The sequence below is a fragment of the Hyphomicrobium sp. genome, from assembly GCF_003987855.1.
Lineage (GTDB): Bacteria > Pseudomonadota > Alphaproteobacteria > Rhizobiales > Hyphomicrobiaceae > Hyphomicrobium_B.
In genome coordinates this window covers 1-26113 of sequence record NZ_RXIZ01000012.1, presented here as the reverse complement: position 1 = coordinate 26113, position 26113 = coordinate 1, and the positions used below count along the sequence as shown (strand labels likewise).

Annotated in this window: 33 protein-coding genes and 1 tRNA gene; 22 read left to right on the top strand and 12 right to left on the bottom strand. The window is 60.4% G+C overall.

What is annotated here, in order from left to right; translation table 11 throughout:
• Positions 1-42: 42 nt before the first annotated feature.
• On the bottom strand, positions 43-471 hold the full coding sequence (gene umuD / locus EKK30_RS10225) for a translesion error-prone DNA polymerase V autoproteolytic subunit (protein WP_290984221.1): 429 nt from the start codon (positions 469-471) through the stop codon (positions 43-45).
• Positions 472-738: 267 nt separating this feature from the next.
• Here umuD and EKK30_RS10220 point away from each other — a divergent pair, with 267 nt between their 5' ends.
• From EKK30_RS10220 to EKK30_RS10195, 6 genes are all read left to right on the top strand, one after another.
• Entirely contained in the window at positions 739-999 is a 261-nt protein-coding gene (locus EKK30_RS10220) for a type II toxin-antitoxin system ParD family antitoxin (RefSeq protein WP_290984219.1), read from the top strand.
• The gene (locus EKK30_RS10215) at positions 996-1295 is read left to right on the top strand and encodes a type II toxin-antitoxin system RelE/ParE family toxin (protein ID WP_290984217.1); all 300 of its coding nucleotides are present in this window, start codon (positions 996-998) and stop codon (positions 1293-1295) included. Before EKK30_RS10220 ends, EKK30_RS10215 begins: the two co-directional genes overlap by 4 nt.
• A complete protein-coding gene (locus tag EKK30_RS10210; RefSeq protein WP_290984215.1) occupies positions 1295-1579 on the top strand; it encodes a hypothetical protein in 285 nt (94 codons plus the stop codon). The genes EKK30_RS10215 and EKK30_RS10210 overlap by 1 nt, the downstream gene beginning before the upstream one ends.
• A gap of 222 nt (positions 1580-1801) precedes the next feature.
• On the top strand, positions 1802-2185 hold the full coding sequence (locus tag EKK30_RS10205) for a hypothetical protein (protein ID WP_290984213.1): 384 nt from the start codon (positions 1802-1804) through the stop codon (positions 2183-2185).
• Positions 2186-2391: 206 nt separating this feature from the next.
• On the top strand, positions 2392-3264 hold the full coding sequence (locus EKK30_RS10200) for a hypothetical protein (RefSeq protein ID WP_290984210.1): 873 nt from the start codon (positions 2392-2394) through the stop codon (positions 3262-3264).
• 566 nt (positions 3265-3830) lie between these two features.
• Positions 3831-4082, top strand: coding sequence for a hypothetical protein (locus tag EKK30_RS10195; protein ID WP_290984207.1), 252 nt, complete (start codon positions 3831-3833; stop codon positions 4080-4082).
• A 145-nt stretch (positions 4083-4227) separates the two neighbouring features.
• Here the strand turns inward: EKK30_RS10195 and EKK30_RS10190 are convergent, their stop codons facing one another.
• Positions 4228-5553, bottom strand: coding sequence for a cation diffusion facilitator family transporter (locus EKK30_RS10190; protein ID WP_290984204.1), 1326 nt, complete (start codon positions 5551-5553; stop codon positions 4228-4230).
• A 14-nt stretch (positions 5554-5567) separates the two neighbouring features.
• Positions 5568-5840: a metal-sensing transcriptional repressor gene (locus tag EKK30_RS10185; RefSeq protein WP_290984788.1), complete on the bottom strand. Its 273-nt coding sequence runs from the start codon at positions 5838-5840 to the stop codon at positions 5568-5570.
• A gap of 440 nt (positions 5841-6280) precedes the next feature.
• On the opposite strand from EKK30_RS10185, the gene EKK30_RS10180 reads away from it, so the two are divergent.
• The 3 genes from EKK30_RS10180 to EKK30_RS10170 are packed head-to-tail and all read left to right on the top strand — an operon-like array spanning position 6281 to position 8391.
• Complete coding sequence (locus tag EKK30_RS10180; RefSeq protein WP_290984200.1) at positions 6281-6631, top strand: MobC family plasmid mobilization relaxosome protein; 351 nt, start codon at positions 6281-6283, stop codon at positions 6629-6631.
• A 2-nt stretch (positions 6632-6633) separates the two neighbouring features.
• The gene (locus EKK30_RS10175) at positions 6634-7746 is read left to right on the top strand and encodes a relaxase/mobilization nuclease domain-containing protein (protein ID WP_290984197.1); all 1113 of its coding nucleotides are present in this window, start codon (positions 6634-6636) and stop codon (positions 7744-7746) included.
• A 51-nt stretch (positions 7747-7797) separates the two neighbouring features.
• Entirely contained in the window at positions 7798-8391 is a 594-nt protein-coding gene (locus tag EKK30_RS10170; protein ID WP_290984195.1) for a hypothetical protein, read from the top strand.
• A 151-nt stretch (positions 8392-8542) separates the two neighbouring features.
• Here EKK30_RS10170 and EKK30_RS10165 read toward each other — a convergent pair whose 3' ends face one another.
• Positions 8543-9280: a hypothetical protein gene (locus EKK30_RS10165; RefSeq protein ID WP_290984192.1), complete on the bottom strand. Its 738-nt coding sequence runs from the start codon at positions 9278-9280 to the stop codon at positions 8543-8545.
• Positions 9281-9574: 294 nt separating this feature from the next.
• Between EKK30_RS10165 and EKK30_RS10160 the strand changes: the two genes are divergently transcribed.
• The 3 genes from EKK30_RS10160 to EKK30_RS10150 are packed head-to-tail and all read left to right on the top strand — an operon-like array spanning position 9575 to position 10640.
• A complete protein-coding gene (locus EKK30_RS10160) occupies positions 9575-9739 on the top strand; it encodes a hypothetical protein (RefSeq protein WP_290984189.1) in 165 nt (54 codons plus the stop codon).
• Positions 9736-9933 (top strand): hypothetical protein, encoded by a 198-nt coding sequence (locus EKK30_RS10155; protein ID WP_290984187.1) that lies wholly within the window; start codon positions 9736-9738, stop codon positions 9931-9933. The genes EKK30_RS10160 and EKK30_RS10155 overlap by 4 nt, the downstream gene beginning before the upstream one ends.
• Positions 9930-10640 carry a hypothetical protein gene (locus tag EKK30_RS10150; protein ID WP_290984185.1) on the top strand — a complete coding sequence of 237 codons (711 nt, stop codon included), beginning with the start codon at positions 9930-9932 and terminating at the stop codon, positions 10638-10640. The genes EKK30_RS10155 and EKK30_RS10150 overlap by 4 nt, the downstream gene beginning before the upstream one ends.
• 15 nt (positions 10641-10655) lie before the next feature.
• Here the strand turns inward: EKK30_RS10150 and EKK30_RS10145 are convergent.
• Positions 10656-10731, bottom strand: a tRNA-Ala gene (locus tag EKK30_RS10145).
• Positions 10732-10912: 181 nt separating this feature from the next.
• Between EKK30_RS10145 and EKK30_RS10140 the strand changes: the two genes are divergently transcribed.
• Genes EKK30_RS10140 through folD form a run of 3 tightly spaced genes read left to right on the top strand, consistent with a single transcriptional unit; the run spans position 10913 to position 12456 of the window.
• Entirely contained in the window at positions 10913-11203 is a 291-nt protein-coding gene (locus EKK30_RS10140) for a YggT family protein (protein ID WP_290984785.1), read from the top strand.
• On the top strand, positions 11200-11547 hold the full coding sequence (locus tag EKK30_RS10135) for a DUF167 family protein (protein WP_290984182.1): 348 nt from the start codon (positions 11200-11202) through the stop codon (positions 11545-11547). The genes EKK30_RS10140 and EKK30_RS10135 overlap by 4 nt, the downstream gene beginning before the upstream one ends.
• Before the next feature lie 21 nt (positions 11548-11568).
• Positions 11569-12456 carry a bifunctional methylenetetrahydrofolate dehydrogenase/methenyltetrahydrofolate cyclohydrolase FolD gene (folD, locus tag EKK30_RS10130; protein ID WP_290984179.1) on the top strand — a complete coding sequence of 296 codons (888 nt, stop codon included), beginning with the start codon at positions 11569-11571 and terminating at the stop codon, positions 12454-12456.
• 49 nt (positions 12457-12505) lie between these two features.
• On the opposite strand, the gene EKK30_RS10125 is transcribed toward folD, so the two are convergent.
• On the bottom strand, positions 12506-14035 hold the full coding sequence (locus EKK30_RS10125; RefSeq protein ID WP_290984176.1) for a YifB family Mg chelatase-like AAA ATPase: 1530 nt from the start codon (positions 14033-14035) through the stop codon (positions 12506-12508).
• 115 nt (positions 14036-14150) lie between these two features.
• On the opposite strand from EKK30_RS10125, the gene EKK30_RS10120 reads away from it, so the two are divergent.
• The 3 genes from EKK30_RS10120 (at position 14151) to EKK30_RS10115 (ending at position 15834) form a co-directional block, all read left to right on the top strand.
• Positions 14151-15104, top strand: a complete 954-nt coding sequence (locus EKK30_RS10120) for an IS1595 family transposase (protein ID WP_290984173.1) — start codon at positions 14151-14153, stop codon at positions 15102-15104.
• A 138-nt stretch (positions 15105-15242) separates the two neighbouring features.
• Positions 15243-15533 carry a type II toxin-antitoxin system RelE/ParE family toxin gene (locus tag EKK30_RS18150; protein ID WP_366927328.1) on the top strand — a complete coding sequence of 97 codons (291 nt, stop codon included), beginning with the start codon at positions 15243-15245 and terminating at the stop codon, positions 15531-15533.
• The gene (locus EKK30_RS10115) at positions 15523-15834 is read left to right on the top strand and encodes a HigA family addiction module antitoxin (protein WP_290984170.1); all 312 of its coding nucleotides are present in this window, start codon (positions 15523-15525) and stop codon (positions 15832-15834) included. The genes EKK30_RS18150 and EKK30_RS10115 overlap by 11 nt, the downstream gene beginning before the upstream one ends.
• Positions 15835-15975: 141 nt before the next feature.
• Here EKK30_RS10115 and EKK30_RS10110 read toward each other — a convergent pair whose 3' ends face one another.
• From EKK30_RS10110 to EKK30_RS10085, 6 genes are all read right to left on the bottom strand, one after another.
• On the bottom strand, positions 15976-16920 hold the full coding sequence (locus tag EKK30_RS10110; RefSeq protein WP_290984167.1) for a hypothetical protein: 945 nt from the start codon (positions 16918-16920) through the stop codon (positions 15976-15978).
• 118 nt (positions 16921-17038) lie between these two features.
• Positions 17039-17233, bottom strand: a complete 195-nt coding sequence (locus EKK30_RS10105; RefSeq protein WP_290984165.1) for a hypothetical protein — start codon at positions 17231-17233, stop codon at positions 17039-17041.
• 69 nt (positions 17234-17302) lie between these two features.
• Positions 17303-17566, bottom strand: a complete 264-nt coding sequence (locus EKK30_RS10100) for a hypothetical protein (RefSeq protein WP_290984163.1) — start codon at positions 17564-17566, stop codon at positions 17303-17305.
• Positions 17567-17713: 147 nt separating this feature from the next.
• Positions 17714-18211, bottom strand: a complete 498-nt coding sequence (locus EKK30_RS10095) for a hypothetical protein (RefSeq protein ID WP_290984161.1) — start codon at positions 18209-18211, stop codon at positions 17714-17716.
• 34 nt (positions 18212-18245) lie between these two features.
• Entirely contained in the window at positions 18246-19196 is a 951-nt protein-coding gene (gene gshB, locus EKK30_RS10090; RefSeq protein ID WP_290984159.1) for a glutathione synthase, read from the bottom strand.
• Positions 19197-19366: 170 nt separating this feature from the next.
• On the bottom strand, positions 19367-21601 hold the full coding sequence (locus tag EKK30_RS10085) for a primosomal protein N' (RefSeq protein WP_290984157.1): 2235 nt from the start codon (positions 21599-21601) through the stop codon (positions 19367-19369).
• A gap of 106 nt (positions 21602-21707) precedes the next feature.
• On the opposite strand from EKK30_RS10085, the gene fsa reads away from it, so the two are divergent.
• The 4 genes from fsa (at position 21708) to EKK30_RS10065 (ending at position 25908) form a co-directional block, all read left to right on the top strand.
• On the top strand, positions 21708-22364 hold the full coding sequence (gene fsa / locus EKK30_RS10080) for a fructose-6-phosphate aldolase (protein WP_290984153.1): 657 nt from the start codon (positions 21708-21710) through the stop codon (positions 22362-22364).
• Between the two features lie 15 nt (positions 22365-22379).
• A complete protein-coding gene (locus tag EKK30_RS10075; protein WP_290984150.1) occupies positions 22380-23804 on the top strand; it encodes an FAD-binding oxidoreductase in 1425 nt (474 codons plus the stop codon).
• Between the two features lie 64 nt (positions 23805-23868).
• Positions 23869-24840, top strand: a complete 972-nt coding sequence (locus EKK30_RS10070) for a tyrosine recombinase XerC (protein WP_290984147.1) — start codon at positions 23869-23871, stop codon at positions 24838-24840.
• Positions 24841-24873: 33 nt separating this feature from the next.
• Positions 24874-25908, top strand: a complete 1035-nt coding sequence (locus EKK30_RS10065) for a TraB/GumN family protein (protein ID WP_290984144.1) — start codon at positions 24874-24876, stop codon at positions 25906-25908.
• The last annotated feature ends 205 nt before the right edge of the window (positions 25909-26113 follow it).

Genomic DNA, 26113 nt, shown 5'->3' with positions numbered 1-26113 from the left:
TCGCATAGAAGTTGTTGCAGTCGACGAGCGCGATGGGATGGGTCACAGCGCGTGCATTCGGATGCTGCGCTTGATAACGCCGAACACTTCGAAAGCTTGCGCCTCTCCGATATCGATGCGCGCGTAATTCGCGTTTTCTGCTTCCAGCCACACCAGCTGAGCCTGCTTGCGGAAGCGCTTGATGGTGAACTCACCATCGAGGATGGCGAGGATGATGCTTCGATCGATGGGCGATGCAGCGCGGTTCACGATAGCGATATCGCCGGGAAAGATGCCGGCGCCGATCATGCTGTCGCCGGTGACGCGCACCGCGAAGGTCGCGGCGGGCTGCTCAATCAAAAGCTCGTTAAAATCCAGCGGCCGGTCCAAATACTCTTCCGCCGGAGACGGGAAGCCGGCCGGCACGGATGCGAGCGCGAACGCCACAGAAGCGCTTGTGCGCACCTCGACCGTAAGAAGGCTTGATTTCACTACCCGCCCCACGTCCGCACCCCCGTATGAATTTTGTACTGTTCATGTTTTGTTCTTTTTCGGGTGTGCGTCAACCCCGGAACGACAAATCAGAACCTTAGCGGGCGATCTTCTTTGCGTATTCAACGGACCCAACGCCTGGGTTGGCTGTCGCTTAGGCCAGACCCCATTTTGCTGGAAGAGACTTAAGCTCCACCAAAATAATCAGTGTACTGATCTTGTCAAAGTTTGACATCGGTTCCATAATTTTGAGGAAAGGATGTTGCCATGCCTAACTACTCACTCACGCCCACCCTCGAAGACTTTGTTTCTCAAAAGGTTCAAAGTGGAGGCTATAACAATGCAAGTGAGGTTGTGCGCGAAGCGCTGCGGCTGCTGCAATACCGTGATGCTCGCCTGTCCGATCTTGATGCCGCACTCGAGCGGTCACTTGCCGAAGCCGAGAATGGCGAAGGCCAGTTGGCCGACGATGTTCTCGATCGTTTAGCCCGCCGATTTGGCAGCTCAGCGAAAGACACGGCTCGGTGAAATGCTTCTTCACCGCCACTGCCGCAGCGGATCTCGAAGGCATTGCCGAGTGGATTGCCAAAGACAGCCCGCCTCGCGCGTCAGCGTTTGTTTCCGAGTTCCGGCTCGTGATTGATGCGATCGCAGATGTGCCGCGCGCTTTTCCGCTCGTTCCCCGATACGAAATGAAGGGCATCCGCAGACTGGTTCATGGGAACTATCTGGTGTTCTACCGGATCGCCGGCGAGCGCGTTGACATCCTGCGCGTTGCCCACGGCGCGCGAGATTACGAACCCCTGCTCTTTCCGAAGACCTGATGGAGCACGCGAAGACCTTGGCCGTATATCGCGAGGTGCTGGACTTAGGGGCCGCGCGCTTCTTCGACGAACGTGTTTTGCTTGCGCCTCTGCTCGACGCAGATGCTTCACAAACTCTCTTCAAGTTGAGTTCAACGCCGGAGACCTTTGGACGAATATCTCCCTCCCTCTCTGGCGAACCGCGACGCCTCGCGCTCGAACACCTGCTTACCGCTGCCCATGCCTACGTTCGCGCAGCACGGCAATCGGCCGGATCCGTCGATCAGCCTTCACTCGGCATTTAGTCCTGCTGCCTCGCTAATGTTGCTCACCTCTTCGGCAATGCGCTTGCCCACATTTTTGGATGCAGACACGCTTTCGCGACGAAAGCGATTTGCCTGCGCCGCCCGTGGCCCCTGTTAGGAGAAAATCAAAGCCCAGACGAGCCAGCGGCGCTCATTGCGTTTCATCTGCACCGACTTGCGATATCGAGTACCGCTCTCCAGCAAGCAGGAATGTCCCGAAGCGTGGCGCGAGATCTCCGCGAGGCCCGGCTACCGATAACGCAAGCGGATATTGACTGGCTCGCCGGGCTCCTTGACCTGGAACGTCAGGCGCTCGTACGCGCCACCACGGAGGAAGAGCGCGCGGAGTGGGACTTCTACCGGGTATCAGCGCGCCATCCCGTAACGACCTGGCAAAATGCCGAAGCGCTCTGGCGCAACCGGCTTTCTAAGACGGATGTGTCGTCACTCACCGGCATTAGCCGCCGCAAGATCGCGAACATTGTAGCCGGCCGGACACACGAGCCCGTTCTTACGTTTCCAGCTGCAAAGCAGTTGGCTGACCGCTTAATGCTGGAAATGGGACCTTTTCGCTTTCTTGCCGGACTTCCCCCCCATCCGAGATAACCTGCCCTGTTTGAGCCGCGAAGTTGGGCGGATTCATTCGTGTGCCGCAATCGCGCCGTTCTGCATGCCATCTTTGAGTGCCCGGTGCTGCTGCGCTTAGACATGCGCGGAGCAGCGGGCTCTCGGCTTCACCCGTGTCGAGATTGCCCCGCGCGGTCTTCGAGCGCGCAGCACCACTCTTGTGTTGGTAACAAGTGAGGTGCGTCATGACACTAGCCACTACGCGTCGTGAATTTTCAAACGTGATTGCCGGACAAACGGTCGACGGTCGCCCAAGCGAACTTCCTGTCCTTTCCTTTTCTAAATCCGAAAACGCAATCCATTTGGCTGCTTGTGCAGCCGATCTGATGCTGCGCATCCTGTCCTCTGCACGATGCAAGCTCCCTCCCCCGGAACGAACGCAGCTGCTGTGGAAGTTTGCCGCCTATGTCTCCAAGGCAGGCCTCCGTCTACAGAATCCCAGTCTTGCGACACGAGCGGTTCATGCGGCGCATTTCCTCGCCGACAGGCCCCAGTTGATCACCAGCCGAATGGGCATGGGAAAAATCGTAGAACTCAGCCTGCAACGGGCAAGGAGCCGCGCCAACGAAGCCGCCAGAACCGAGGAGCGCGTGCCAGGTCCTCAGCCATCGGAAACAATGAGCGTGGTTCCAAGCACCTTCGAGCCGGAAGATGCCCCTCCCCGGCCGATTGTTTGGCTGTCACACGACCGAATGTATCGCCTCGAAGAGCTGGTTCACCGCGCGCACCTGGTTGAGGAAGGGATTCACATGCACCACTGCTTAAGCTGGAAGACCAATGAATACTGGCGCACCATCCGCTCGGGACGCCGGCGCATCTACTCGCTCCGGCGCGAGCAGGACTTCCTCGCCACTTTCACGCACATCGACCGCAGCCTGACCGAGCTGACCCATCGCTGCCCAAGAGATGATGCCGCCGTGAATGCCCTTGCCGACGCTTACCGACACATTGATCGCATCTATGGGCCGCTCAGTTTGAATCTGCGCGATGGGGGACATCTGCTGCTCACGCGCGCCCTGGAACACGGCCGGGAGCGGACTCAGGATCCGTACATGTGATTGTTTTGATCCGCACAGCGAAAGAGAGGCGCCCGTGTCGGGCGCCCTCACGTTGACGGTCATCGCTTCCCAGCTGCACCGCCAGGCTATCCTTCGTGTAATCTCGTAGAGGCGCAACAGGAATGCTGAAAAGATTGGCGGCAACCGTTTCAGCAGCAAAGCGAATCTCCCGCTCAAGCGCTCACCAAAGAAACAGCCCTGCGGGCTCTCTTCTCGCCAGCCGCGCGGGTCCCCGCTCGCGCGCGGGGGTACGGGACCCGCGACGGCCGGCTCCAAAGAAACAGCCCACCTTCCTATGGGCTGCTGATAACATGACCGTCGTGCAACACCCCCTCGTTTGATCCTCGCAATCCCGCCATCAGGTGCATTCTGGTTGAGCAACGCGGTTTGCAAAGCGCGTTTTGTCTTGTCAGCTTTGCAAGGTGATTATCACGCACGCCATCAACGCAAGGGGACAACGCCGCGTTTATCTCGGCGGCAAATCGAGTCTGGAATGTTGGATCGAGCCCAAATGCGATGGCGTGGCGTGGTCTTTTCACGTCGAACCGGCAGTGACAGGGAATCCTGTGAGTACCGACGAGAAGCGGCAATGGGCATTGCGTACGCTCGTTGCCCTGGCCGAAGCCCTCGAGGTTCCCGCGCCCGGGCTCGGAGAGGTTCCGTTCGATAAGATTGCCGCGCTTCATATGAGCAATCCTTTCGACTGCCGGCGCGTCGCCCTCCCCCGCCATAAATCCATCGACAACGGATTCATGGCAACCGTTCCGGGCAGACCCCGCGTCACCGCAGCTGGTCAATCGAAAGAGCGCGCTGTCTAGCGATCAAAATGATGAGTATTTCGGTGGTGTTCTAATTAGCCACTGAGGTGTGCAGCACTGTACCAATTTGGGCTGCGCGGCACCGACGAATTGAGAACCCTTCGACGGTCTTTAAGCAAACGCTCCGCGCCTGTTGAGAAAGGGCTCAGTGATGATGGCCTTCCGGCTCCTGCATGGCGAAGGGCAAGACATCTGATGCGCCCTCCGAGGCGAGGCGCAGCTCTGCCGAGAACTCGTGCGGTTCCTCCGGCGCGGCATCGCTTTGAAGAACCGTCGCTTCCTTGGTGGCCACCAGCCTGAGGATTTCCGTACCGGTTTCACGCGCGATGTGGACCTCGGCGGAGAGACCGGTAATCGGTGCCTTCAACGTGAGCCTCATCCGCTCGCCGTCCGCCGTTTCGATGATCTCCAGCGCGCCGGCCGCGACCTTGCCTTTGAATACGAAAGGTTCCGGCGCGTGATATTGGGGCGCCTCATAGACCGGACCATCCGCCTTCCCCTGGACGCGCACGTAAGCCTCGGCCATCGCCGGGATGTGCGCCAACAACTCGGCGCGCAGCTGCGCAGCCATCTTGTCGGCATCGGCGATCGTTGCCGCATCATCCACGCGGACGGCCACGTCGGCATGAAGGCGGTGGCCGATCCAGCGCGCCTTGGCATCCAGCACCTCCTTGATACCGGAAACGTGCGCGGCTGAGTGGCGGATCTCAGCGATGATGCCGGGGTCAACGCCATCAAGCATGCGGGTGAGAACGGCCCGGGCCGACTGCCAGACGATGCCGAAGATGGCGAGGGTGATGAGCAGGCCGATGATCGGGTCGGCCAGTGGAAACCCCAGCCAGACGCCGAAGGCGCCCGCGACCACCGCGAGGCTAGTCAATCCGTCCGTGCGCGCATGATAGCCGTCAGCAATCAATGCCGCGCTGTTGATCTCGCGGCCGACGCGGATGCGGAACACCGCCACGATTTCATTGCCGAGGAAGCCGATGACGCCCGCAGCAGCCACCCACCACAGAAGGCTGATCGGATAGGGATGGAAGATGCGGTCGATGGCCTCGTATCCGGCCACGATGGCGCTGAACAAAATCACCCCGACGATGGCGATGCCCGCCAGGTCTTCCACGCGGCCGTATCCATAGGTGAAGGTGGCGGTAGGCTTGCGCTGCGCCAGGCGGAACGCGATCCACAGCGGGATGGCGGTGGTGGCGTCGCCGACGTTGTGAATGGTGTCGGCGAGCAGGGCCACGCTGTTGGTGGCAAAGACCACCAGGATCTGCAAGGCAGCGGTGACGGCGAGGATGACGAACGCCCATTTGATTGCCCAAATCCCGCGTTCGGTGGTGGCGATGGTGGGATCGATGACGCCATGAGTGTGGCCGTGCCCGCCGTCGTGGTCGTGGCTGTGCCCCTGGCCGCCGAAATCATGTTCGTGGTCCCCGAAACCGAACCAGTCACGCACTTTATCCAGCATTTGAAGGCTTTCTGTTACAGGTACTTGCTCAGCGCCTTGAACTCCGCCAGCGCGGCGCGGGAGGTCTTGGGGTCGACTACCGCCCCGTCCAGACAGTGATCGATGTGGTCGTGGATCAGCTCGCGCTTGGCATTGCCGACCGCGTTCTCGACGGCGTGAAGCTGCTGGGCGAGGTCGAGACAAGGCTTGCCTTCTTCGATCATGCCAATAAGGGACCGCAAATGGCCTTCGGCGCGCTTCAGGCGCTTGATGATGGCGGGGTGGCTCTCATGTTTCATGGAGCGTATCCTATCCTCCTGGATAGGATACAGGCAAGACCGATGTTCCGTTGGCTCGTTGACATCCAGCATTGGCACCGCATTGCGTCGTAATTGACGTCGGCTCACTCCCCTACCATCCACATTGCATTTGATTGCTCGTTTATCGGTGAGCAGCACCTCAATTGTATACAGCAAGCCCCTCACGTTGTTCGTATCCCGGGGGGCCCGGGGGCAGAGCCCCCCGCAGGTGATGCCGATTTTGCAGGCGCCGCTGTCGTGTTTTTTCAGCACGGAGTGACTCTTCGATTGGCAGCTCGCTTGTACGCAGCGTGTATATTGAAAAGGATGAAGTGGGACGGGGCGAGGTATGCCTTTGACCACGAAATAGGTCAAAGGCTGCTGGCACGCACGCGTGCTCGCGGGGCCACTGCCCCGCGCGCTCCCCGTCCCTAAGGGGAAGAACGCAGATGCCATCGAGGGGCTACCGCAAGGGAATCTCGGATCGCAAGGAGCCGAAGCCGCATTTCGTGAGGACACGTCTCACCGGTTCGGAATTTGAATTGTTTAAATCGGAAGCCTCGGCACGCGCGGTGACCCACTCGCAACTTGCGCGGGCCGTGCTTGCCGCACATCTCGCCGGCGCTCGCGCCCAGCTCCCTCATGCGCGGGCCTCTGCCCATGCTCTGCGTGAACTCTCGCGCATCGGCAACAATCTCAATCAGCTCGCTCGCCAGGCGAACGCCGGTCTGGTGGGCGTGCCGGAACACGAGCTGCGGCGCTGCCTCGCGGCTCTCAACACCGTCGCTCGATCGCTCTAGGCATGTTGGCGAAGATTGCTCCCTCGACCAACGATTTTCATGCGCTTGCACGCTACCTGGTGCGCGGCAAACCGGGAACGACGCCACATCCCCAGCGCGTTGCATGGATCGCGACGCAGAACCTCGGAACCGACGACCCGGAGTTAGCCGCAACCTATATGGCGGCCACGGCTGCCGCATCCCGCCGGGTACAGCGGGCCGCCTATCACCTCATGATCGCGTGGCATGCTGACGAGTCCCCGTGTGTGGAGCAAATGCAGGAGATCGCGCGCCAGACACTGGCTCTGGCGGGATTGGCCGAGCACCAGGCGCTGATCATGGGCCATGGAGACAAGCCGCATCACCATCTGCATATCCTTCTCAACCGGGTGCACCCCGAAAGCGGAAAGGCCTGGTCGACGGGCCATGACTTCAGGCGGTTCGACGACATCATGCGCCGGCTCTCGGAGGCTTATGGCTTCCGCTATGTCCCGGGTCACGCGTTCAATCCCGAGCTCACCGAAGACTTACCTCGCAAGCCGGACTCGCGGGCAACCTACGCTGCGAAACGAGGAGCGCAAACGCAACGCCTACAATGGAGCCGCGCAAGCTCGAAGAGGCTTGGTGAAGACCTGTCTGAAGAATTGGGGTACAAGCCAACGCCCGAAGAAATTGCAACACTGGTGGCGAAGCGCGGTCTCGCACTCGAGAAAAAAGGGCGCGGTTTCGTTGTCGGCAATGCCGTGAGTTACGCCAAGCTGTCCCGCATGGGACTGGCGGTCAACGGCCGGCACGCCCCTCGCGAAAAGACACCCACGTCCCCTCCCCCTCCGACTGAAAATGCATTTTGGCACGTGGATGGCGTCGATATCGTCCGCGCTTTGAGACAGTATGGCTTGACCGACCGTGAGGATCTCAAGCGTGCCATTCACGAGCGGCAGCTCGAGCGCGCTGCGCGACGGGAGGCGCGCGCGTCGATCCCGTCGGGAGCTATCTACCCAAGTTTACTCAGTGCGACACATCTCAGGTCGCAGGCCGACCAATGCCGCACAACTGCTTTATTGCAAAAGAAATCGGACAACCAGCCGATTGAAAAATCTGCAAATCGGTGCACACCTCGTATGCACATTGATTGACCGTGTATCCACTCGCGCGCAGCCTTCCCTAGCAACAACCAAGGAGGCGCCATGAACCAAACCACGCACGGCAATTTCATTGCCTACATGAACCGCAACAAAGAGCCCGGCGACAACAAGCCAACTTTTGATGGCAAGCTGTCTTTGCCCGGCACTGAGGGCGAGCAGACCTTCGCGTTGTGGGCACACGAGTACAAGGATCCCAAGACGGGCGAAGTGAAGATCATGTTCAATGGCCGCGCTGATGCGGTGTCTCCCACCGATGAACCGATGGTGCAGGTGGCGGCACTGATGACCGGGGACGCCGAGAAGGCGACGATCGGCAATCTCTCGCTGACCGCGCGGCAACTGGTGCTGTTTCCTAACCGCTTCAAGGCCGAGGCGCCGGAGAAAGAACGTCCGGACTATTGGGGTGCCTATAACCCTGGCAATGGCCAGCCGGTGGTGAGAATCAGCGCTTGGCTACGCAAGGACCGCTACCAGAATGCGATGGTGTCTGGCGCGACCAGCCATCCCCTCCCGGGCAAAAGCGAAGTCGAGCAACAGGACTTTGGCCCAACGCTGGGCGACCTGCAGCGCGAAGGTGTGGTGACCCAGGGTATGCCGGCCAATCCGAAGAAGCGTGCGGGACGGCAGGGTCGTTAGGCCGCCTTCCCGCTCTCGCGGGACCGCGCTTTCGCAAGCCGAGCCCCGGAAGGGGTCTCGGCCCTTCGGGCTTCAATCGCTGGCGGAAGTGGCCATTTGAACAATCCGCGTAGGTTACTGCCAACGACTGCCATAAAGGTCTTTTGACGGCCTAAGGCCGGATATGATCGAGATCATCCTTGTCAAACGTAGTCGGCCGGGAGTGCTCGTCGATCCAAAGGGCCAACCGCTGGAAGAAATTGAGATCAGCTTCCACCTTCGGAGACTTCCGTCGACGTTTCGTATGCTCGAGAGAGAGCTCACGACCCGCTGGTAGCGGAGGATCAGACGCAGTCTTCTCCTCAGGCTTAGATATCTGCACCGGTGATAGCTCAGGTGGCGTGCGCGGAACCCTGTCAGGGGACACTTCCTTCGGCGAAGCTGGCGGGTCGATGCTGCCGGTCGCGATTTCCGCACCCTGCTTGGGTTCTTTTCTTTCCTGCTGTTCGGGCTCTCGCGTGTTGTTCAGCGCGCTTTGATACTCCGTCTTCAGCCTCAATTGCGCATCGATGACCGTGACGGGGATAAACCGCCACGTGAAAAATAATGAGACGGGAATGTTCAATAAGATGATCATCAGCACGCCAGCGGTCTTGGCCGCACGTTGATAGCGCGAACGTGTTAGCAGCTTTTCCTGTTGGTGGACGAAGAGGTCGTAAGTCAGCCAGACGGCGGTGACGATCGAAAACGCGCAGAGCGCAACGCGGTACGTGCCGTTGTTCACTTCGCTGAAGCTGATTTCCGCAATCTTCTCGATACGCCCATGGAAAAGCACGTGATACCAAAACGCCGTCAAAGCGAACAGCGCTGCATACATTGACCTGCGGCTCGGCTCGTTGCCCGTTGTCATTCCACCTCTCTGCGAGTCCGGATAGCAGGAGTCGATGCCGAGTCGCCATGAGGTTGCGGGAATTCGTGTGGGCGAATCGGTGCCCCGATGGTCGTTATGGATGCCGTCCACTGCTGGCCGATCCGTCTGCAATCTGCCGGCCGCCAGGCTCGAGGCAAGGCCGCCTGCAGCCGGGGCCCCGACCCCATCTTCGGCGCCATTGGTTCCAGCCTTGCCTCGCGACCGTTGCGGTCGGCGGGCGATGTGCAACGGAGCCGCAGAGGGGCGGGTCCTTCAACGATGAAAGACCATCAGATGACACTCTCACCGCTCGATCGTGAATTCCTCGCCGGGCTCCTTCCCTGGGAACGTCGGGATCTCTCCGAACGCGACTTCGGCGAGCTCGTCGATGCCTGGTACGCGCAAGACCATTTTGCGGGTAATCCTGCCTACGATGTCGAACAGGAGGTCGCCTCATGACCCCCCTATGGAAGGACTACTGCGTGCATTTTGACGTGCGCCAGCACTTCACGCTGGAAACCACGGCGAAAACGCCCAGCGCAGCCGTACGTAAGGCGAAGGACCTCTATGAACGTCAAGCCGGGCAGTTGTTCGTCTTCACGCTGATCGATGTCCAAGACGAAAACTGGGAAGCCGTGGAGGTTCGCATATGAGCCTTCGTCTTCCGCCTCAGAGCTTCCGCGACAGCTACCGCTGGTCTGCGGAGACCACTCCCCTCCCCTACCGGTCTGACGGGCGGCTCCATCCGTCTCGGGCCCCGTATGAATTTTACCCCACGCCGCCTGAGGCGACCCGAGCCTTGCTTGCGGTTGAGTCTTTCGAGGGCGGTGTCTGGGAGCCCGCATGCGGACGGGGTCATATCAGCAAGGTGCTGGTATCCGCCGGGGTGGACGTTGTCTCCACGGACCTCATCGCTCGCGGTTTCGGCGCGGGCGGGGTCGACTTCCTCCGTGAAACGCGACCACGGGCAAAGCACATCGTGACCAACCCGCCTTATGGTCGCGGACTCGCAGATCATTTCGTGGAACACGCGCTCAGTCTGACTGCGACGACCGGGGGAAAAGTTGCCATGCTCCTGAACCTGGCGTCCCTGGCGCATCCACTGCGTCACGCGCTTTGGACCTCACGTCCGCCATCCAAGGTGTATGTGCTCGACGAACTGGTGTGCTGGCCGGAAGATGATCCGTCGCAAGCCACGCGCGCGACCCAAAGCCATCGCTACTGCTGGGTGGTATGGGACGCAGAGCATGTTGGTGCGACCGAGTTGCAGTGGCTTAGCACGCGGTCTTACAAAGGCGCTTGTGGAGTTAGCTATGGGTTAGCTATTGGCTCAACCGCCATTCTGGAACGCTGCCCATAAGGCCTTGAAAGTATTTGGTGGAGCCGAGGGGAATCGAACCCCTGACCTCTGCAGTGCGATTGCAGCGCTCTCCCATCTGAGCTACGGCCCCGGATGCGCGGCATTTAGGGTTTGCACCCGCCGATTGTCAAGAAAACTGGGGTACCACGAAGGCGCCGTTGCGCCCGACTTTCGGCCGAGCAGGAAAGTGCTGGGCCTTCGAGATCAGAGACTTGCGGGCCATAGGGTCTCGGGGCTACATGGCGCAACGGCACTCAACTGCGGGACGGCGGATGCTTGAGCTTCTCGGCTTTATCAACTACCTCATCACTCTTTATACGTATGTCATCATCGCCGCCGTGATCATAAGCTGGCTGATGGCGTTCGGCGTCGTCAATCCGTACAACCCCATCGTGCGGTCGATCTGGCAGGGTCTAAACGCTGTTACGGAACCCCTGCTGGCACCGATCCGCAACGCAATGCCGAACATGGGCGGCCTCGACATTTCACCCGTCATTCTGCTGCTGATCTGCTATTTCATTCAAACGGTCGTGCTTCCGAATATCGCTAAGGCCGTGATGTGAGCCAACCGTCCGGCGGGGGGCGTGCCCACCGGGCTTGGCGGCATGACACCGCGTGCGTCATTGCGCGCTTCCGGCTGACGCCGAAATCCAGCAAAGAGGCGGTTGACGGGTTGGTCGAAACCCCCGACGGTCCTGCCTTTCAAGCGCACGTCCGCGAACTTCCCGAGGATGGAGAGGCAAACCGGGCTCTCGAAGAGCTCGTCGCCCGATGGCTTGGCTTGGCGAAGCATTCCGTTTCGCTGTCCAAGGGCGGGAAGTCTCGTCTCAAGTCGTTGCGGATAGAGGGCGATCCGAACGCGCTCGACAAGCTATTGCAGGACCGAATAAGCCAATTCAAAAAATAGGGACCAGGAGGAAAAACGGGAATGTCGGCAGCGAAAATTATCGATGGCAAGGAGATTGCGGCGAAGGTCCGCGCCGAAGTGGCAGCGGAAGTCGCGCGATTGCAAAAGGAACATGGGCTCAAGCCTGGTCTCGCGGTCGTTCTCGTCGGCGAAGATCCCGCGAGCAAGGTGTACGTCGCGAACAAAGCCAAGCAGACCGTCGAGGTCGGCATGAACTCCTGGGAGCATCGCCTGCCCGCCGAGACCAGCGAAGCCGACGTTCTGGCGATGGTCGAGAAGCTCAATAACGATCCGGCCTGCCACGGCATCCTCGTGCAGCTGCCGCTGCCCAAGCACATCAACGCCGAGAAGGTTTTGAACCTCATCAACCCGGACAAGGACGTCGATGGCTTCCACCCGGTGAATGTTGGCCGCTTGTGGGTAGGTGAGCGGGCGCTGGTGCCGTGTACGCCGACCGGATCGGTGATCCTGGCGAAGACCGTTCACGACAATCTGTCGGGGATGAATGCCGTTGTCATCGGCCGGTCGAACATCGTCGGCAAGCCTGTCGCTGCACTTCTCCTGCGCGAGAACTGCACTGTCACGATCGCGCACTCACGCACGAAGGACATCGCTGGCGTGGTGAAAGGCGCGGACCTCGTGATCGCCGCTGTCGGCATTCCGGAAATGGTCAAGGGAAGCTGGATCAAGCCCGGCGCAACGATCATCGACGTGGGCATCAATCGCGTTCCCTCCGATGGCGGCAAGACGAAGATCGTGGGCGATGTCGCTTACGAGGAGTGCGCACAGGTTGCCGGCGCGATTACGCCGGTGCCGGGCGGCGTTGGTCCGATGACGATCGCCTGCCTGCTGCGCAACGCCGCTCAAGCCGCCGCGATGCAGGCGGGCGTGAAATCCGTCTTCGGCTAAGGCCTTTTTGATCCGATGATTTAGACCGGGGCTCGCAGCCCCGGTTTTTTTATGCGGCGCGCGCTTGGCGTAGGGTCTCGCCGCGATAACTCAAGGCTTCGGCGACGTGCGCGCGCGCGACTTTCTCCGCGCCTTCCAGGTCCGCGATCGTTCTGGCGACCTTCAGCGTGCGATGAAAACCCCGCGCAGAAAGGCCAAGCGTCTCGGCTGCATGGCGCAAGAGGGCAACTCCGGACTCGTCCGGCATCGCCGTCTGCTCGAGCAGGGCGGCCGAACAATCGGCGTTGGTGCGTGTGCCCCTCGCCCCCAGCGCTTCGAACCGAGCGCGTTGACGATCTCTCGCAGCTGCCACACGCGCGCGTACGTCGACACTTCCTTCGGCAGGTGCGGGCAAGACGAGATCGGCGGCGGAGATCGCGGGCACTTCGATCTGCAGGTCGATGCGATCGAGCAGCGGGCCTGAGACGCGCGCCTGGTAATCGGCGGCACAGCGCGGGCCGCGGCGGCACGGCTCACCCGGCTTGCCGCCGCCGCATTTGCACGGGTTCATCGCGGCGATGAGTTGAATGCGCGAGGGATAGGAAATCCGGTGATTGGCGCGGGCTATGACGGTTTCGCCGGCTTCGAGCGGCTGGCGGAGCGCGTCGAGCACGTTAGGCTGGAATTCGGGGAGTTCGTCGAGGAAAAGGACGCCGTGATGCGCGAGCGAAACTTCTCCGGGCTTTGGGCGCGAGCCGCCCCCAACCAGGGACGCCATGCTTGCGGAGTGATGGGGCGCGCGAAACGGGCGCTCGACCGTCAGCTTGCCGCCCATCAACTCGCCCGCGAGCGAGTGGACCATCGAGACTTCAAGAATTTCCTCAGGCTGCAGGGGCGGCAGAATGGAAGGCAGGCGTGAGGCCAGCATCGACTTGCCGGAACCGGGCGGGCCGATCATCAGCAGATTGTGGTTGCCGGCCGCCGCGATCTCAAGCGCGCGCTTGGCGGTTTCCTGACCTTTGATATCGCGGAGATCGGCGGCATAGCTTTGCGCCGGCATGACATTGGGCTTCGGACGAGTGAGCGTCTGCAGGCCTTTGAAGTGGTTCACAAGCGAAAGAAGATGCGGCGCGGCGAGAATGTCGATCTCCTCGCTGGCCCAGGCTGCCTCTGGTCCGGTCGCAGCCGGGCAAATCAGTCCTTTGCCAAGACCATTCGCGCCGATGGCCGCCGGCAGCGTGCCAGGGACGGCGCGGATCGAGCCATCAAGCGCTAGTTCGCCGATCGCTGCGTAATTGGCGATGGCGTCAGGCGCGATCGCCTCCATCGCCGACATCATGGCGAGGACGATCGGCAGATCGAAATGGCTCCCTTCTTTCGGGAGGTCGGCGGGGGCAAGATTGACGGTGATGTGCTTGAAGGGGAGCCCCAGCCCAACCGCGTGCAAGGCGTTGCGCACTCTCTCGCGGCTTTCGGCGACAGCCTTGTCAGGCAGGCCGACAATAGCAAACGCAGCCGCTCCCGGTGTCACACGGACCTGCACTTCGACGGGGCGTGCCTCGATGCCGATGAACGCCAACGTGGAGATTTGTCCGTACATGCCCCAAGCCCCTAGACCCGTGAGCCGAGGTAATCACATCCGAGAGACAAGGGGGAATATTATACTTGCCAAACCCACGACGAAGCAGTACATTGAGGGTCATAGGAGATTCGCAATGTCGCTCATCAGCCAAAAACACCTTCAGAACGAAGAAGCCGCCTACAAGTGGGTTGAGGCTCGCATCTGGCCGAATGGCGCACAGTGCCCGCACTGCTTTGAGCAGAAGCGCGTCTCCAAGATGGAAGGCAAAGCCACCCGTTTCGGGCTCTACAAGTGCTACGCCTGCCGCAAGCAGTTCCGGGTGACTGTCGGGACCATTTTTGAGAAGTCCCACGTACCGCTGCACCTGTGGCTCCAGGCCTTCTATCTCGTCGCCGGATCAAAGAAGGGCATCTCTGCCAATCAGCTTCACCGCACCCTAGGTGTGACCCTCAAGACCGCATGGTTCATGGGCCACCGCATTCGTGAGGCAATGCGCTCGGGCTCCCTCATGCCGCCAATGGGTGGCGAAGGCGAAGTGGTGGAAGTTGACGAGACTGTCTATGGCCGCGCCTCAACTCATCCCAAGGGCCGTCCGCAGAAGGGTCGTGGCATCTACGGCTCCATGCATAAGAACGTCATCCTCTCGCTTGTTGAGCGCGGCGGTTCGGTTCGCAGCTATCATGTTGCCGGTAGCACCGTTGGCGAAGTGGTTCCCATCATCAAGGCCAACGTCTCGCGCGAAACTTCAATGATGACCGACAGTGCCCAGCTCTACAAATACCAGCTCATGGACTTCGCTAGCCATGACCGTGTCCATCATGAACGCGGCGAGTATGTTCGCTATGTCGATCTCAACCACACCATCCACACCAACACCGTTGAGGGCTACTTCTCAGTCTTCAAGCGCGGGATGCGTGGCACTTACCAGCACTGCAAAGAGAAGCATCTGCACCGGTATCTGGCTGAGTTCGACTTCCGGTATAACAACCGGATTGCCGTGGGGGTGACTGACGAAGCTCGGGCCGCTCTCATGGTCAAAGGGGCTCAAGGCAAGCGGTTGACCTATCGAACGACTGGTCGGGCCTGATATGGCCGTAGGCGAGCGCGCGGAAAAGCGCAGACGCAAAATCAAATCTGGTAATTGATCTTTAAGCGACGAAGCACTACCCTGACTCGCGTAACGTGACACTTGACGTTGCAACGCGTCGCGTGACACATTACGCGGATGTTGTACTCCAGGCAGATCAAACACAGAGGGTTGCGTCTTCTCTACGAAGACGACGACAAAAGCGGTGTCAATGCAAACTGCGTTGGCAAGCTAAAGCGCATTCTTGCCGCGTTAAATGTCATAACTTCTCCAAATGAGATGGACTTGCCTGGGCTCGGGTTTCATCCGCTGAAAGGAGATCGCAAAGGAACTTTCGCTTTGACGGTGACGCGGAACCATCGCGTCACGTTTGAGTGGGATTCTGACGGGCCGCAGAACGTGACTTTGGAGGATTATCATGGGCGCTGACAGGGACTTGCCGAAATTCAAACCCCCGCATCCGGGAGAGTATCTTCGTCTTGATGTCCTGCCCGAACTTGGCCTGACAATCACCCAAATGGCCGACCATTTGGGTGTAAGCCGAGCGTCATTGTCTGAGCTTGTGAACGAAAAACGGTCCGTCTCATTGGAAATGGCTCAGCGTCTAGGGCAGGCATTTGGCAATGGCACCCGATTTTGGATGACGCTTCAGCTTCAAAGAGATATTTGGGAGGCTGAGCAGGAGCACGATATCAACGTGAAGCCGTTTCCCAAGCCAAAGGCGGCTTGATGCCCAAACGCAAAGAACCAGAGCTAGACCCCAAAGAGCAGTTCAAACGGTTTCAGGAAACCGCGAAGGAACATGGGGTAGACAAGCGCGAGAAGGAAGTTGAGCAGGCTTTTCGCAAGCTATCGCCTGCGAAGAGGCCACTCAAAACTTCCACTTGATCTTCTTAGAACTGGCCTCTGAAATCTTCTCGCTCAGGCTAATCATAAAAGAGCGAGTGTGAAACATCGCATCCCCTGCCTCATGCGGGTTGAATTCGCGCCGCGAGTGCATGACGGTGTTTCGATACTTGTCCTTCAAAGCCCTGATGTGGCTCGCCGCACCGTTGTAGAACGCTTGAGCGGCGTCTTTCTCGTTGCCGGCCGGCGCGCTCCTTAGAATGTCGCTCGCTGTTGCCTCTATCGCCCCTACGATTTCACCCCATTGAGCGTGGCTCAGCGGCTTATCCTTTTTCAGGGTAACTCTGAGTTCTTTAGCCAGACGAATGAGGCCAGCCTCGCCAACGCGCATCATATGGAATACCGCAGCGGTATTGTGGTCGCAGGCGAAACAGTCAATGCCTTGGACAATGTCGTATTTTACGGATGGAAACGCTCTTATGACGCTGCCCCATTCAGCATCTATGGAATTAAGGCGCTCTGCCTTGTCCTTTGGGTAGTGGTAGAACCACTCATCGCGAAATTCGATTTCTACAATTTTTCTGATGTATTCTAGCTGATCCGCGAGCTTGCCCCTGGAAGAGATCGAGGGGTATTCAAGGGTAAATTCCACATCCTTCATCAACGACGAAATTGTATTTGACTTGAGGCGAGCGCAGCAGTGCGTGACGCACTGAAGAAGAAACTTCACCTCGTCTACGGCCTGAGGGGTGATGGGATCGGTGAAGACTTCTGAGAGGCCCAGCCCCAAAAGAGCATTCTGCGGCTCGGATGACTCGCGCACCATTGGCTTTCTGAGCCATAAAATTTGGCGGTCGAGCATGTCAAAATACGAGATGAGCAAACTCGCTTTAAAATTCATCATGTCCCAAAGGCTCATGCGCCCGTAGGGAAGCGGTTCGCAGTGCTGCGACGGGCTAGGCGCTAGCATTTAACGCCCTCCCATACACCGATTCTGGGTTCGGCAAGTATAATATGCCGAGACAAGGGCAAGAACAAACATGGAACACTCTTAGACAGCGGGCGGTTTGGCGGCCCCCCCAAATCGCCTACTCCGCGATTTCCCTCACGCCGAGCGGGGAAAGGCCGTGGCCACCTTCGGGCCCCTCAACGATCCACAATCGGGAACGAGCGAACGCCAGGATGGCGGGAAGATTATGGACGGGCAGGATTTTCTCCGACGGCGTGCCGAGCCCATACAGCGCTTTCAGATAATCTCGAGTCTGTCTCTCGATCTCTTCCATGTCTCTCGCCTTCCGCTGCATCTGGTACGCAGATCGTTAGCGTTCAGACCGCTGTCAATGCTAAAGGGTTCAAAACTGCGATATCGCGAGCGAAAGTCCGCTCAGCGCAATAACCGTGATCATCACGTAATCGATGGGGGACAACCAGCTCTCCACCCACGCCGGCAAAGCTTTCACGCGCGGCGCGAGGCGGACCAGCCAAAGGGCGCCATAGCCAATCCACGTCAAGACGAAGAGCGTTGCGAGAAGAGCCTTCGCTGTCGGCTGAGGGCCGGAGACCATGAGGACGACAATGCCGATGCCCGCCGCTGCGTAGACCGCGTAAATGCCCATCAACTTGAGCATCCGCCAAAAGCCGCGCGGGATCTTTGCGATATAGATCGTAAATCTCTGGAATCGCCAAGATGACCGAGACGATCGAAGTCACAATCCCGAGGATCTCGACGATGCCCATGGTGATCGCGCCGATCGGATTCGCGATCAGCCCTTGGTCATTGCGAGCGTCATGCCCAAAAGGGTTTCCGAATTGACGAACTGAATCTCGACGGCCTGCATGCTGCCGTTGACGACGATGTCCATATTCGCGGTCACGTCCGCGCTCTTGACCACGACGCGGAAACCTTTCGGCGTGACGTCGCCGGTCAGGTCGCCTTCGAAGTTGCGGATCGTCTCCTTCCAATGGCCGGTGAGCTTGCCGCTCGCTTCCTTGACGTTGCTGACGATCTCGACGTTGCCGCCGGCAGTGGCGCAGCGGATCGTTTGCTTCACCTCGTCTTGCGCGTCAGCCATCAAATAGGTTGCGCGGCATTTGATTTTTTCCGGCGGGCTTGCCTTGTAGCCGATCATGCCCGCGCCGCTCCAGCGTCCCACCAGCGCTGCAAAAGGCGATGCGGTAACGGCGTTGGCTTCAACAAGCGGAACTGCGGCGGCGACGCAAAATGCAGCGCCTGCAGCCATGCCGAGACATAATGATTTCATTTCTATACCCCCGTTGGTTGCCGCAATCGCGGCATCAATTCGTCAATCGTCTTTTTGCTTCGATCACGTCCCAAATCATCGCGGCGATGTCGTTGCCGCCAAACGCCTTCACCTGCCGGATCCCCGTCGGCGAGGTGACATTGATTTCGGTGATGTAAGGTCCGATGACATCGATCCCCGTAAAAATCAGTCCGCGGCGCTTCAGTTCCGGCCCAAGACGCGCGCAGATCTCGCGGTCGCGGTCGGTGAGTTCGACCGGCGCGGCCGTGCCACCAACGTGCAAGTTCGAGCGGGTTTCGCCAGCCTGCGGCACGCGGTTGATGGCGCCAGCGACTTCGCCGTCGACGAGGATGATCCGCTTGTCGCCTTCCTTCACCTCGGGGCGATATTCCTGAACCATGAACGGTTCGCGGAACACCGTCTGGAACAGCTCGACGAGAGACGCGAGGTTTCCGTCCTCCGGCCTGATGCGGAACACAGCGGCGCCGCCGTTGCCGTACAGCGGCTTCACGATGATATCCTTGTACTCGGCGCGGAACGCCTGCACGTCGGCCAGCGAGCGCGTGACGAGCGTCGGCGGCATCAGGTCGAGGAAATCGAGGACGAACAGTTTCTCTGGCGCATTGCGGACGTGCGCGGGATCGTTGACGACGAGCGTCTTCGGGTGGATGCGCTCCAAAAGATGCGTGGTCGTGATGTAGGCCATGTCGAACGGCGGGTCCTGACGGAGCAAGACGACGTCGCGTTCGCTCAAGTCGACGGTGCGCGGGTCGGACAATGCGTAGTGCGCACCATGCTTGTCTTCGACCTTCAGCGTTTGGCCACGGGCGATCAACCTGCCTTGCAGAAGCGAGAGATCGGGGGGCGTATAGTAGAAAATATCGTGCCCGCGCTTTTGCGCTTCCAAGAGGATGGCGAACGTCGAATCGCCGCGAATATCGATGCGATCGATCGGATCCATCTGGACGGCAATGCGAAGAGGCATGAGAGGGCTTTCGGCGCGTTGTGTGTGCTCAGGAGCACCGCGACGTGACGCTGCTCCCCTCGTCGTTTAAACGATTTGCTGGCCTCGCGGAATGACGTGAGCGACGGGCGCGGCGAAGCATTTCTTCTTATGGCAAACATGCCGCAGCGGGCCCAACGCCATAGGCCAATTTAAAGGAAATTGTAGGGGTCGATGTCGACGGTGATGCGAACGTCGGACTTGAGCTTTGGAATCATTCCAGCCCAGGCCCTGAGGTAGCCCTGTAAATCAACATCGCGTGGCGCCTTCACAAGCAAGCGCCAGCGATGGCGGCCACGAACAATCGCGATCGGCGCTTCGGACGGTCCCAGCACGGATATGGACTCGCTCGGCGGTGCGCGGCGGGCAATGTCGCGCGCGATCGTCTCGGTCGCTGCTTTATCGCGCGACGACACGACAATGGCCGCGAGGCGTCCGTAAGGCGGCAGCAGGCCGGTCTGCCGCGTGCGAACCTCGTAGTTCAGAAAATCGTCGCGATCGCCGGCGACGATCGCCTTCATCACAGGATGATCGGGCGAATACGTTTGCACCAACCCGCGACCGACGAAGCTTGTGCGCCCGGCGCGGCCCGTCACCTGATGCAAGAGCTGAAACGTGCGTTCCGCCGCGCGCGGGTCAGCCCCGTGCGCCAAACCAAGATCGCCGTCGACGACACCGACAAGAGCGAGGCCGGGAAAATTATGGCCCTTCGCGACGATCTGCGTGCCGATGATGATGTCGAATTCGCGTGCTTCAATGCTGCGGATGATCTCGCGCATCTCGGTCAGGCTCGGGATCAGGTCGGACGAGAGCAGCGCGACGCGCGCGTCGGGAAAGCGCTCGGCAATTTCCTCCTGCACCCGCTCGACTCCCGGACCACAGGCGACGAGCGAGCCCGGCGAAGCGCACTTCGGACACTTCTCCGGGAGGCTCAGCGAAAACCCGCAATGATGGCACGTCAGCTTTTTCTTGAAGCGATGCTCCACCAGCCAGGCCGTACATTGCGGACATTCGAGCCGATGCCCGCACGACCGGCAAAGCGTCAGGGGCGCGTAACCGCGACGGTTCAAGAACAGCAGGGATTGCTGGCCTTTTTGCATCGTTTCGGTGATGCCTTGAACGAGGCGCTGCGACAGCCATTTGCCGGGTTCCAACTTTTCGGCGCGCAGGTCGATCGCAGAGACATCGGGCATTTCAACGCCGGAAAAACGGCCTGGAAGAACCGCGTGGCGATAGCGGCCGATGAGGGCGTTGACGTGGCTCTCGATCGACGGCGTCGCAGACGCGAGCACCACCGGGAACTTGCCGAGATTGCCGCGCACGACCGCCATGTCGCGGCCTTGGTAGTGCACGCGATCGTCCTGCTTGAACCCTTGGTCGTGCTCTTCATCGACGACGATCAATCCGAGTTCGCAAAACGGCAGGAACAGAGCAGAGCGCGCGCCCACCACGCAACGGACGTCGCCACGGGCTATACCTTTCCAGATGCGGCCGCGTTCGGCGGGGCTCAACGCCGAGTGCCATTCCACCGGACGCGCTCCGAAGCGGCGTTCGAAACGATCGAGGAACTGGCTCGTCAGCGCAATTTCGGGGAGCAGGATCAGCGCTTGATGACCTGCTTCGACGGCGCGGGCTACGGCTTCAAAATAGACTTCCGTCTTGCCCGAGCCCGTGACGCCGTCGAGCAGCGTGACGGAGAAAGTGTCGGCGTCGACCGCGCTCCGCAAAGATTGAACCGCGCGTTCCTGATCCGCGGTGAACTCCGCGGTCGTGTGCGCCGGCTTCGGCCGCGGGAAGACGCGTTCGGGAATTGCAACTTCGACCAGCATGCCGGCCGCAGCCAATCCATCGACCACGCCCGTCGAGCAGGCGGCGAGATTGGCGAGATCGGATTTGGCGCGCACGAGGCCGTCGGCGGCAATTTCGAGCACGCGCGATCGCGCCGGCGTCATCTTCGGAGGCGGGGTTGCGCCCTCGACGATCGCCACGCCGAAGCGGTGTTTGGGCGGCTCGAATGCCGCATCGGCGCTCATCATCATGCGGACGACCATGCCGAGGGGCGCCAAGGTGTAGCGGGCGACCCATTCGGCGAACCGCATCGAAATTTCGGGTAGCGGTGGGGCGTCAAGGCGGCTCGTCAGCGCCTTCAGTTTCTTCGGGTCGACGGGCTTGCCTTCGCCGCGGGGACCATCCCAGACAATGCCGATCCGCGTTTGCGGGCCGAAGGGAACGAGGACGAACGATCCGGGCGCCGCATCCATGCCTTCCGGCACGAGGTAATCATAGGTCTGGTCCAGCGCGACCGGCATAAGCACGGGGACGCTGCGGCCGCCGGGTGCGGCGCCATTATCCAGAATTGCAAGCAGGCTATCCAAAGGGGCGTTCAACGGACTAGAAGCTTCCTCCGAGAATCGGTCGTATTAGGTTTGCCGGGCAGATGCGGCGCACCAAAGGCAATTCTCATGACTTAAGGGACGTGGTGAGGAGATAAAAATGAAATTCTTCGTCGATACCGCCGACGTGACTGAGATCAAGGAGTTGGCGGCGACGGGCCTGTTGGACGGCGTCACCACGAACCCGACACTCGTTGCAAAAGCTGGCCGCGACTTCAAGGAGATCATCAAGGAGATTTGCGCCATTGTGCCGGGGCCCGTGTCGGCGGAGGTTGCTTCGACCGATTACGCCAGCATGATGCGCGAAGCCGAAGTGCTGCGAAAGATCGCGAAGAACGTGACCATCAAGGTGCCGCTGACCCTTGACGGGCTCAAGGCTTGCAAGGCGCTGACGGGCGATGGAACGATGGTCAACGTCACGCTTTGTTTTTCGGCGAACCAGGCGCTTCTCGCCGCCAAGGCCGGGGCGACGTTCGTTTCGCCATTTATCGGCCGTCTTGATGATATTGGTTTGAACGGCATGGACGTCATTCGCGAAATCCGGACGATCTACGACAATTATCCCGATCTTTCGACGGATATCCTTGCGGCTTCGATCCGCACCGTAAATCACGTCAAAGAAGCCGCCATGATCGGCGCGGACGTTGCCACCATTCCACCTGGAATATTAAAGGCGCTTGTGAAGCATCCGCTGACGGATGCTGGGCTTACCGCCTTCGTCAACGACTGGGCAAAGACCGGTCAAAAGATCGTGTGAGGCAGGCACGCGCAAGTGCACGCTAAGGCTCCTTCTCCAAATCTGATCGCCCGTTTCGTCGATATCGTCGGGGAAGCGAATGCGCTGACGCGCGCGGAGGACCAGGTCGCATACTTGCGCGAATGGCGAGATCGCTACGTCGGCAGGACGCCGGTCGTCTTGCGGCCGGTCTCGACGGCAGAGGTGGCGCGGATCCTTTCGCTGGCGCATGCCGAAGACGTCGGCATCGTGCCACAGGGCGGCAACACCGGACTGGTCGGCGGCCAAATCCCATCTTCCGACGGCCGACAGATCGTGCTGTCGCTCTCGCGCCTCAAGGCCATTCGCGATGTCGACGCCGTGGGCGGCACGATGATCGTCGAGTCGGGCGTGACGCTCACGGAGGCTCAGAGCGCAGCGAAAGCTGCAGGCCGTCTTTTCCCGTTGAGCCTTGCATCCGAAGGCAGCGCACAGATTGGCGGCGTGCTCTCCTCCAATGCGGGCGGCACCGCCGTGCTCGCTTACGGCAACGCGCGCAGCCTCGCTCTTGGCCTCGAAGCGGTGCTGGCGGACGGCCGCATATGGAACGGACTGCGGCGGCTGAAAAAGGACAACACCGGCTACGACCTCCGCGATCTGCTGATCGGTTCGGAGGGAACGCTCGGCATCATCACCGCGGCGTGCCTCAAACTCTTTCCGATGCCGGCCGAACGCGAGACGGCGATCGTCGCGTTTCAAACGCCCGAAGCGATCATGAAGCTGTTCCGGCGCGCCGAAGTGGAGGCCGGTCAATCTCTCACGGCGTTCGAGTTCTGGGCCGATCGGGCGCAGGAATTCGCCCTCAAATACATGGCGAACATGCGAGATCCGTTCACCGATGCCTATCCCTGGTACGCGCTGATCGAGATTTCGCACGGCGGCAAGGGCAACCGGGTTGCCAATACGATCGAGTCGCTGCTCGCCGCCGCGCATGGGCAAGGCCTTATCCTGGACGCAACGATTGCGCGCTCGCTGCGGCAGGCGGAGGATTTCTGGCGACTGCGCGAATCTTTTTCGGAAGCGCAAAAAGGCGCGGGCGGCAGCATCAAGCACGACATCTCGGTGCCGGTGACGCGCATTCCTGAATTTCTCAAACAGGCAGCAGACGTCGTCGAGCGTATAGCTCCGGGCGCGCGGCCTGTGCCATTCGGCCATTTCGGCGACGGCAATCTGCATTACAACGTCACGCAGCCGCTCGGCGCCGATCGCAACGCCTATCTCGCTCTGTGGGAGCCAATGACGGAGGCGATCTTCGCCCTCGTGACCGAGTTCGGCGGGTCGATTTCGGCGGAACACGGCATCGGCCAAATGAAACGCGAGGCGCTGCGGCGGCACAAATCCGAGGTCGAACTCGACATGATGCGAGCGATCAAAACGGCGCTCGATCCCAAGGGCATTTTGAATCCCGGCAAGGTTCTGTAGCGCGTCTTTTACCACTTATTAACCGAAGCCGGGAAGGTTCGATGGGCTTCTTCAGGTGGGGCCCGTGACGCAATCGCTCGACGAAATTCTGGCGGGGGACGCCGAACTGCCACTCGGGGGCGACCTCAAGACGACGGTCGAATCCTGGCTTCGTCATGTCACCATCGAGCGCGGGCAAAGTGCGGCGACACGCGAAGCCTACGAGCGCGACGCGCGCCAGTTCCTCGCCTTCCTCAAAGTGCATCTTGGCCACCCGCCGTGCCTGCAGGATCTGGAGCGGCTCGATGCGAAAACCATTCGCGCGTTTCTCGCGAGCCGCCGCAAGTCTGGCGTCACATCGCGGTCGCTTGCGCGCTCGCTGTCGGCGCTGCGAACTTTCTTCCGCTGGCTTGAGCGCGAGAACACATTGAGCAACCGCGCCATCCTGCAGGTGGCGGCGCCAAAGATTCCCCATTCGATTCCGAAACCGCTGACGGTCGACGGAGCTGCATCACTCGTCGAGAACAACACGAGCGACAGCGCGGAGTGGATCGCGGCGCGGGACACAGCGGTGCTGCTGCTGCTCTACGGGGCAGGGCTACGCATCAGCGAAGCCTTGAGCCTCACGCCCGCTTCCGCTCCAATCCATGGCCGCGAGGTCATGCACATCACCGGTAAAGGCGGTAAAGAGCGGCTCGTTCCAGCACTTCCGATCGTGTCGGAAGCGATCACGACGTATATGCGGCTTTGCCCGTATGCGCTGGCGGCCGATGAACCGCTCTTTCGCGGCGCGCGGGGCGGCCCGTTGTCACCCCGCCTCATCCAGCTGGCGATGGAAAAACTGCGGCTGGAGTTAGGGTTACCAGAGACGGCGACGCCGCACGCCCTGCGCCACTCGTTCGCCACGCATTTACTTTCAGCCGGTGCCGATTTACGCCAAATTCAGGAGCTTTTAGGTCACGCATCGCTCTCGACCACACAGGTCTATACCGAGGTCAATCGCGATCGCCTGCTGGCGGTCTACGAGCAAGCCCATCCGAGAGCGACACGCCGCTAGCTGAAGTTTTTTGATTTGGTCACGAGTTCCTTGATGACGTCTTTTCGCCTGTCGCGCTTCGTGCGCTGCCTCCGCTCGACCGTCGCTCTTGTCGCCGTGCTGTTTCCCAGCGCATCGTTCGCCGCCGATAATGCGCCAGCGCGTTGCCAAGGCGTCGACATGCTGGCCGAGATGCAGAGCAAGGCACCCGACGTCTACAGTCAGGTCATGGCGGAGAGCCGCGCGCTTCCCAATACGGAGGCGATGCTCTGGAAAATCGAAAAGCCTGGTCTTGCGCCTTCGTATCTGTTCGGCACGATGCATCTCAGCGACCCGCGCGTCGCCACGCTGTCGCCGGCGGTCAAAGATGCGATCGCGCATTCGAAGTCGGTGACGCTTGAAGTTGCCGATCTTTCCGATAAGGCCGTGGCGGCGGCGATGGCGAAGGCCGCGGCGCTCATCGTCTACACGAACGGCAAGTCGCTCAAAGGCGCGCTGTCGGACGATGAGTATAGGGACGTCCAAAAGATCGTCGCAAAATCGGGGATGCCGGGCGAACTCGCGGCGATGATGAAGCCGTGGCTCGTCAGCATGCTGCTCGCGACGTCGGACTGCGAGCGGCAACAGCTCGCGGCCGGCAAGACCGTGCTCGATTTGCAAGTGGCGGCCGAGGCGCAAAAAGCTGGGATCGAGATCACGGGGCTCGAGACCATCGAAGACCAGCTCAGCGCCTTGGCGGCGGTTCCCGACGATCAGCAGATTGCGATGCTCAAGGTCGGGCTCAAATACATCGACCGCGCCGACGACATGACCGAGACGCTGGTGCAGATGTATGCCAAGCGGCAGATCGGGGCTGCGATGCCGTTTCAATTGGCGCTCGCGGCGCAGACCGGCACCTCGCCTTCGGCGTTCGATGGCTTCAAGAAGACGCTGCTGATCGACCGGAACGCGAAGATGCGCAACGCCGCGCTGCCGATACTCGACAAGGGCAGCGCCTTCATCGCGGTCGGCGCCCTGCATCTGCCGGGACCCACGGGGCTCGTCGCGCTGTTGCGGGAGTCGGGCTTCACCGTCACGGCCGTCGAATAAACGAGCGCCATCGGCGGCCAGCTCCACATAGCGGCGAGCCGATGGGCATGATTCTTCCTTGGCGCCAGCGACCCTCCTTCGGGGAACCGGCCGCTGGCGCGAAAAGGATAAAGCGAAGGGGCAGATCGGCGACGCCTCGCGTTTTTCTATTCCTTGTTTCGGGATGCAGCCTTCGCCGATCCGCGACGTGCAACGGAGGTGGGCC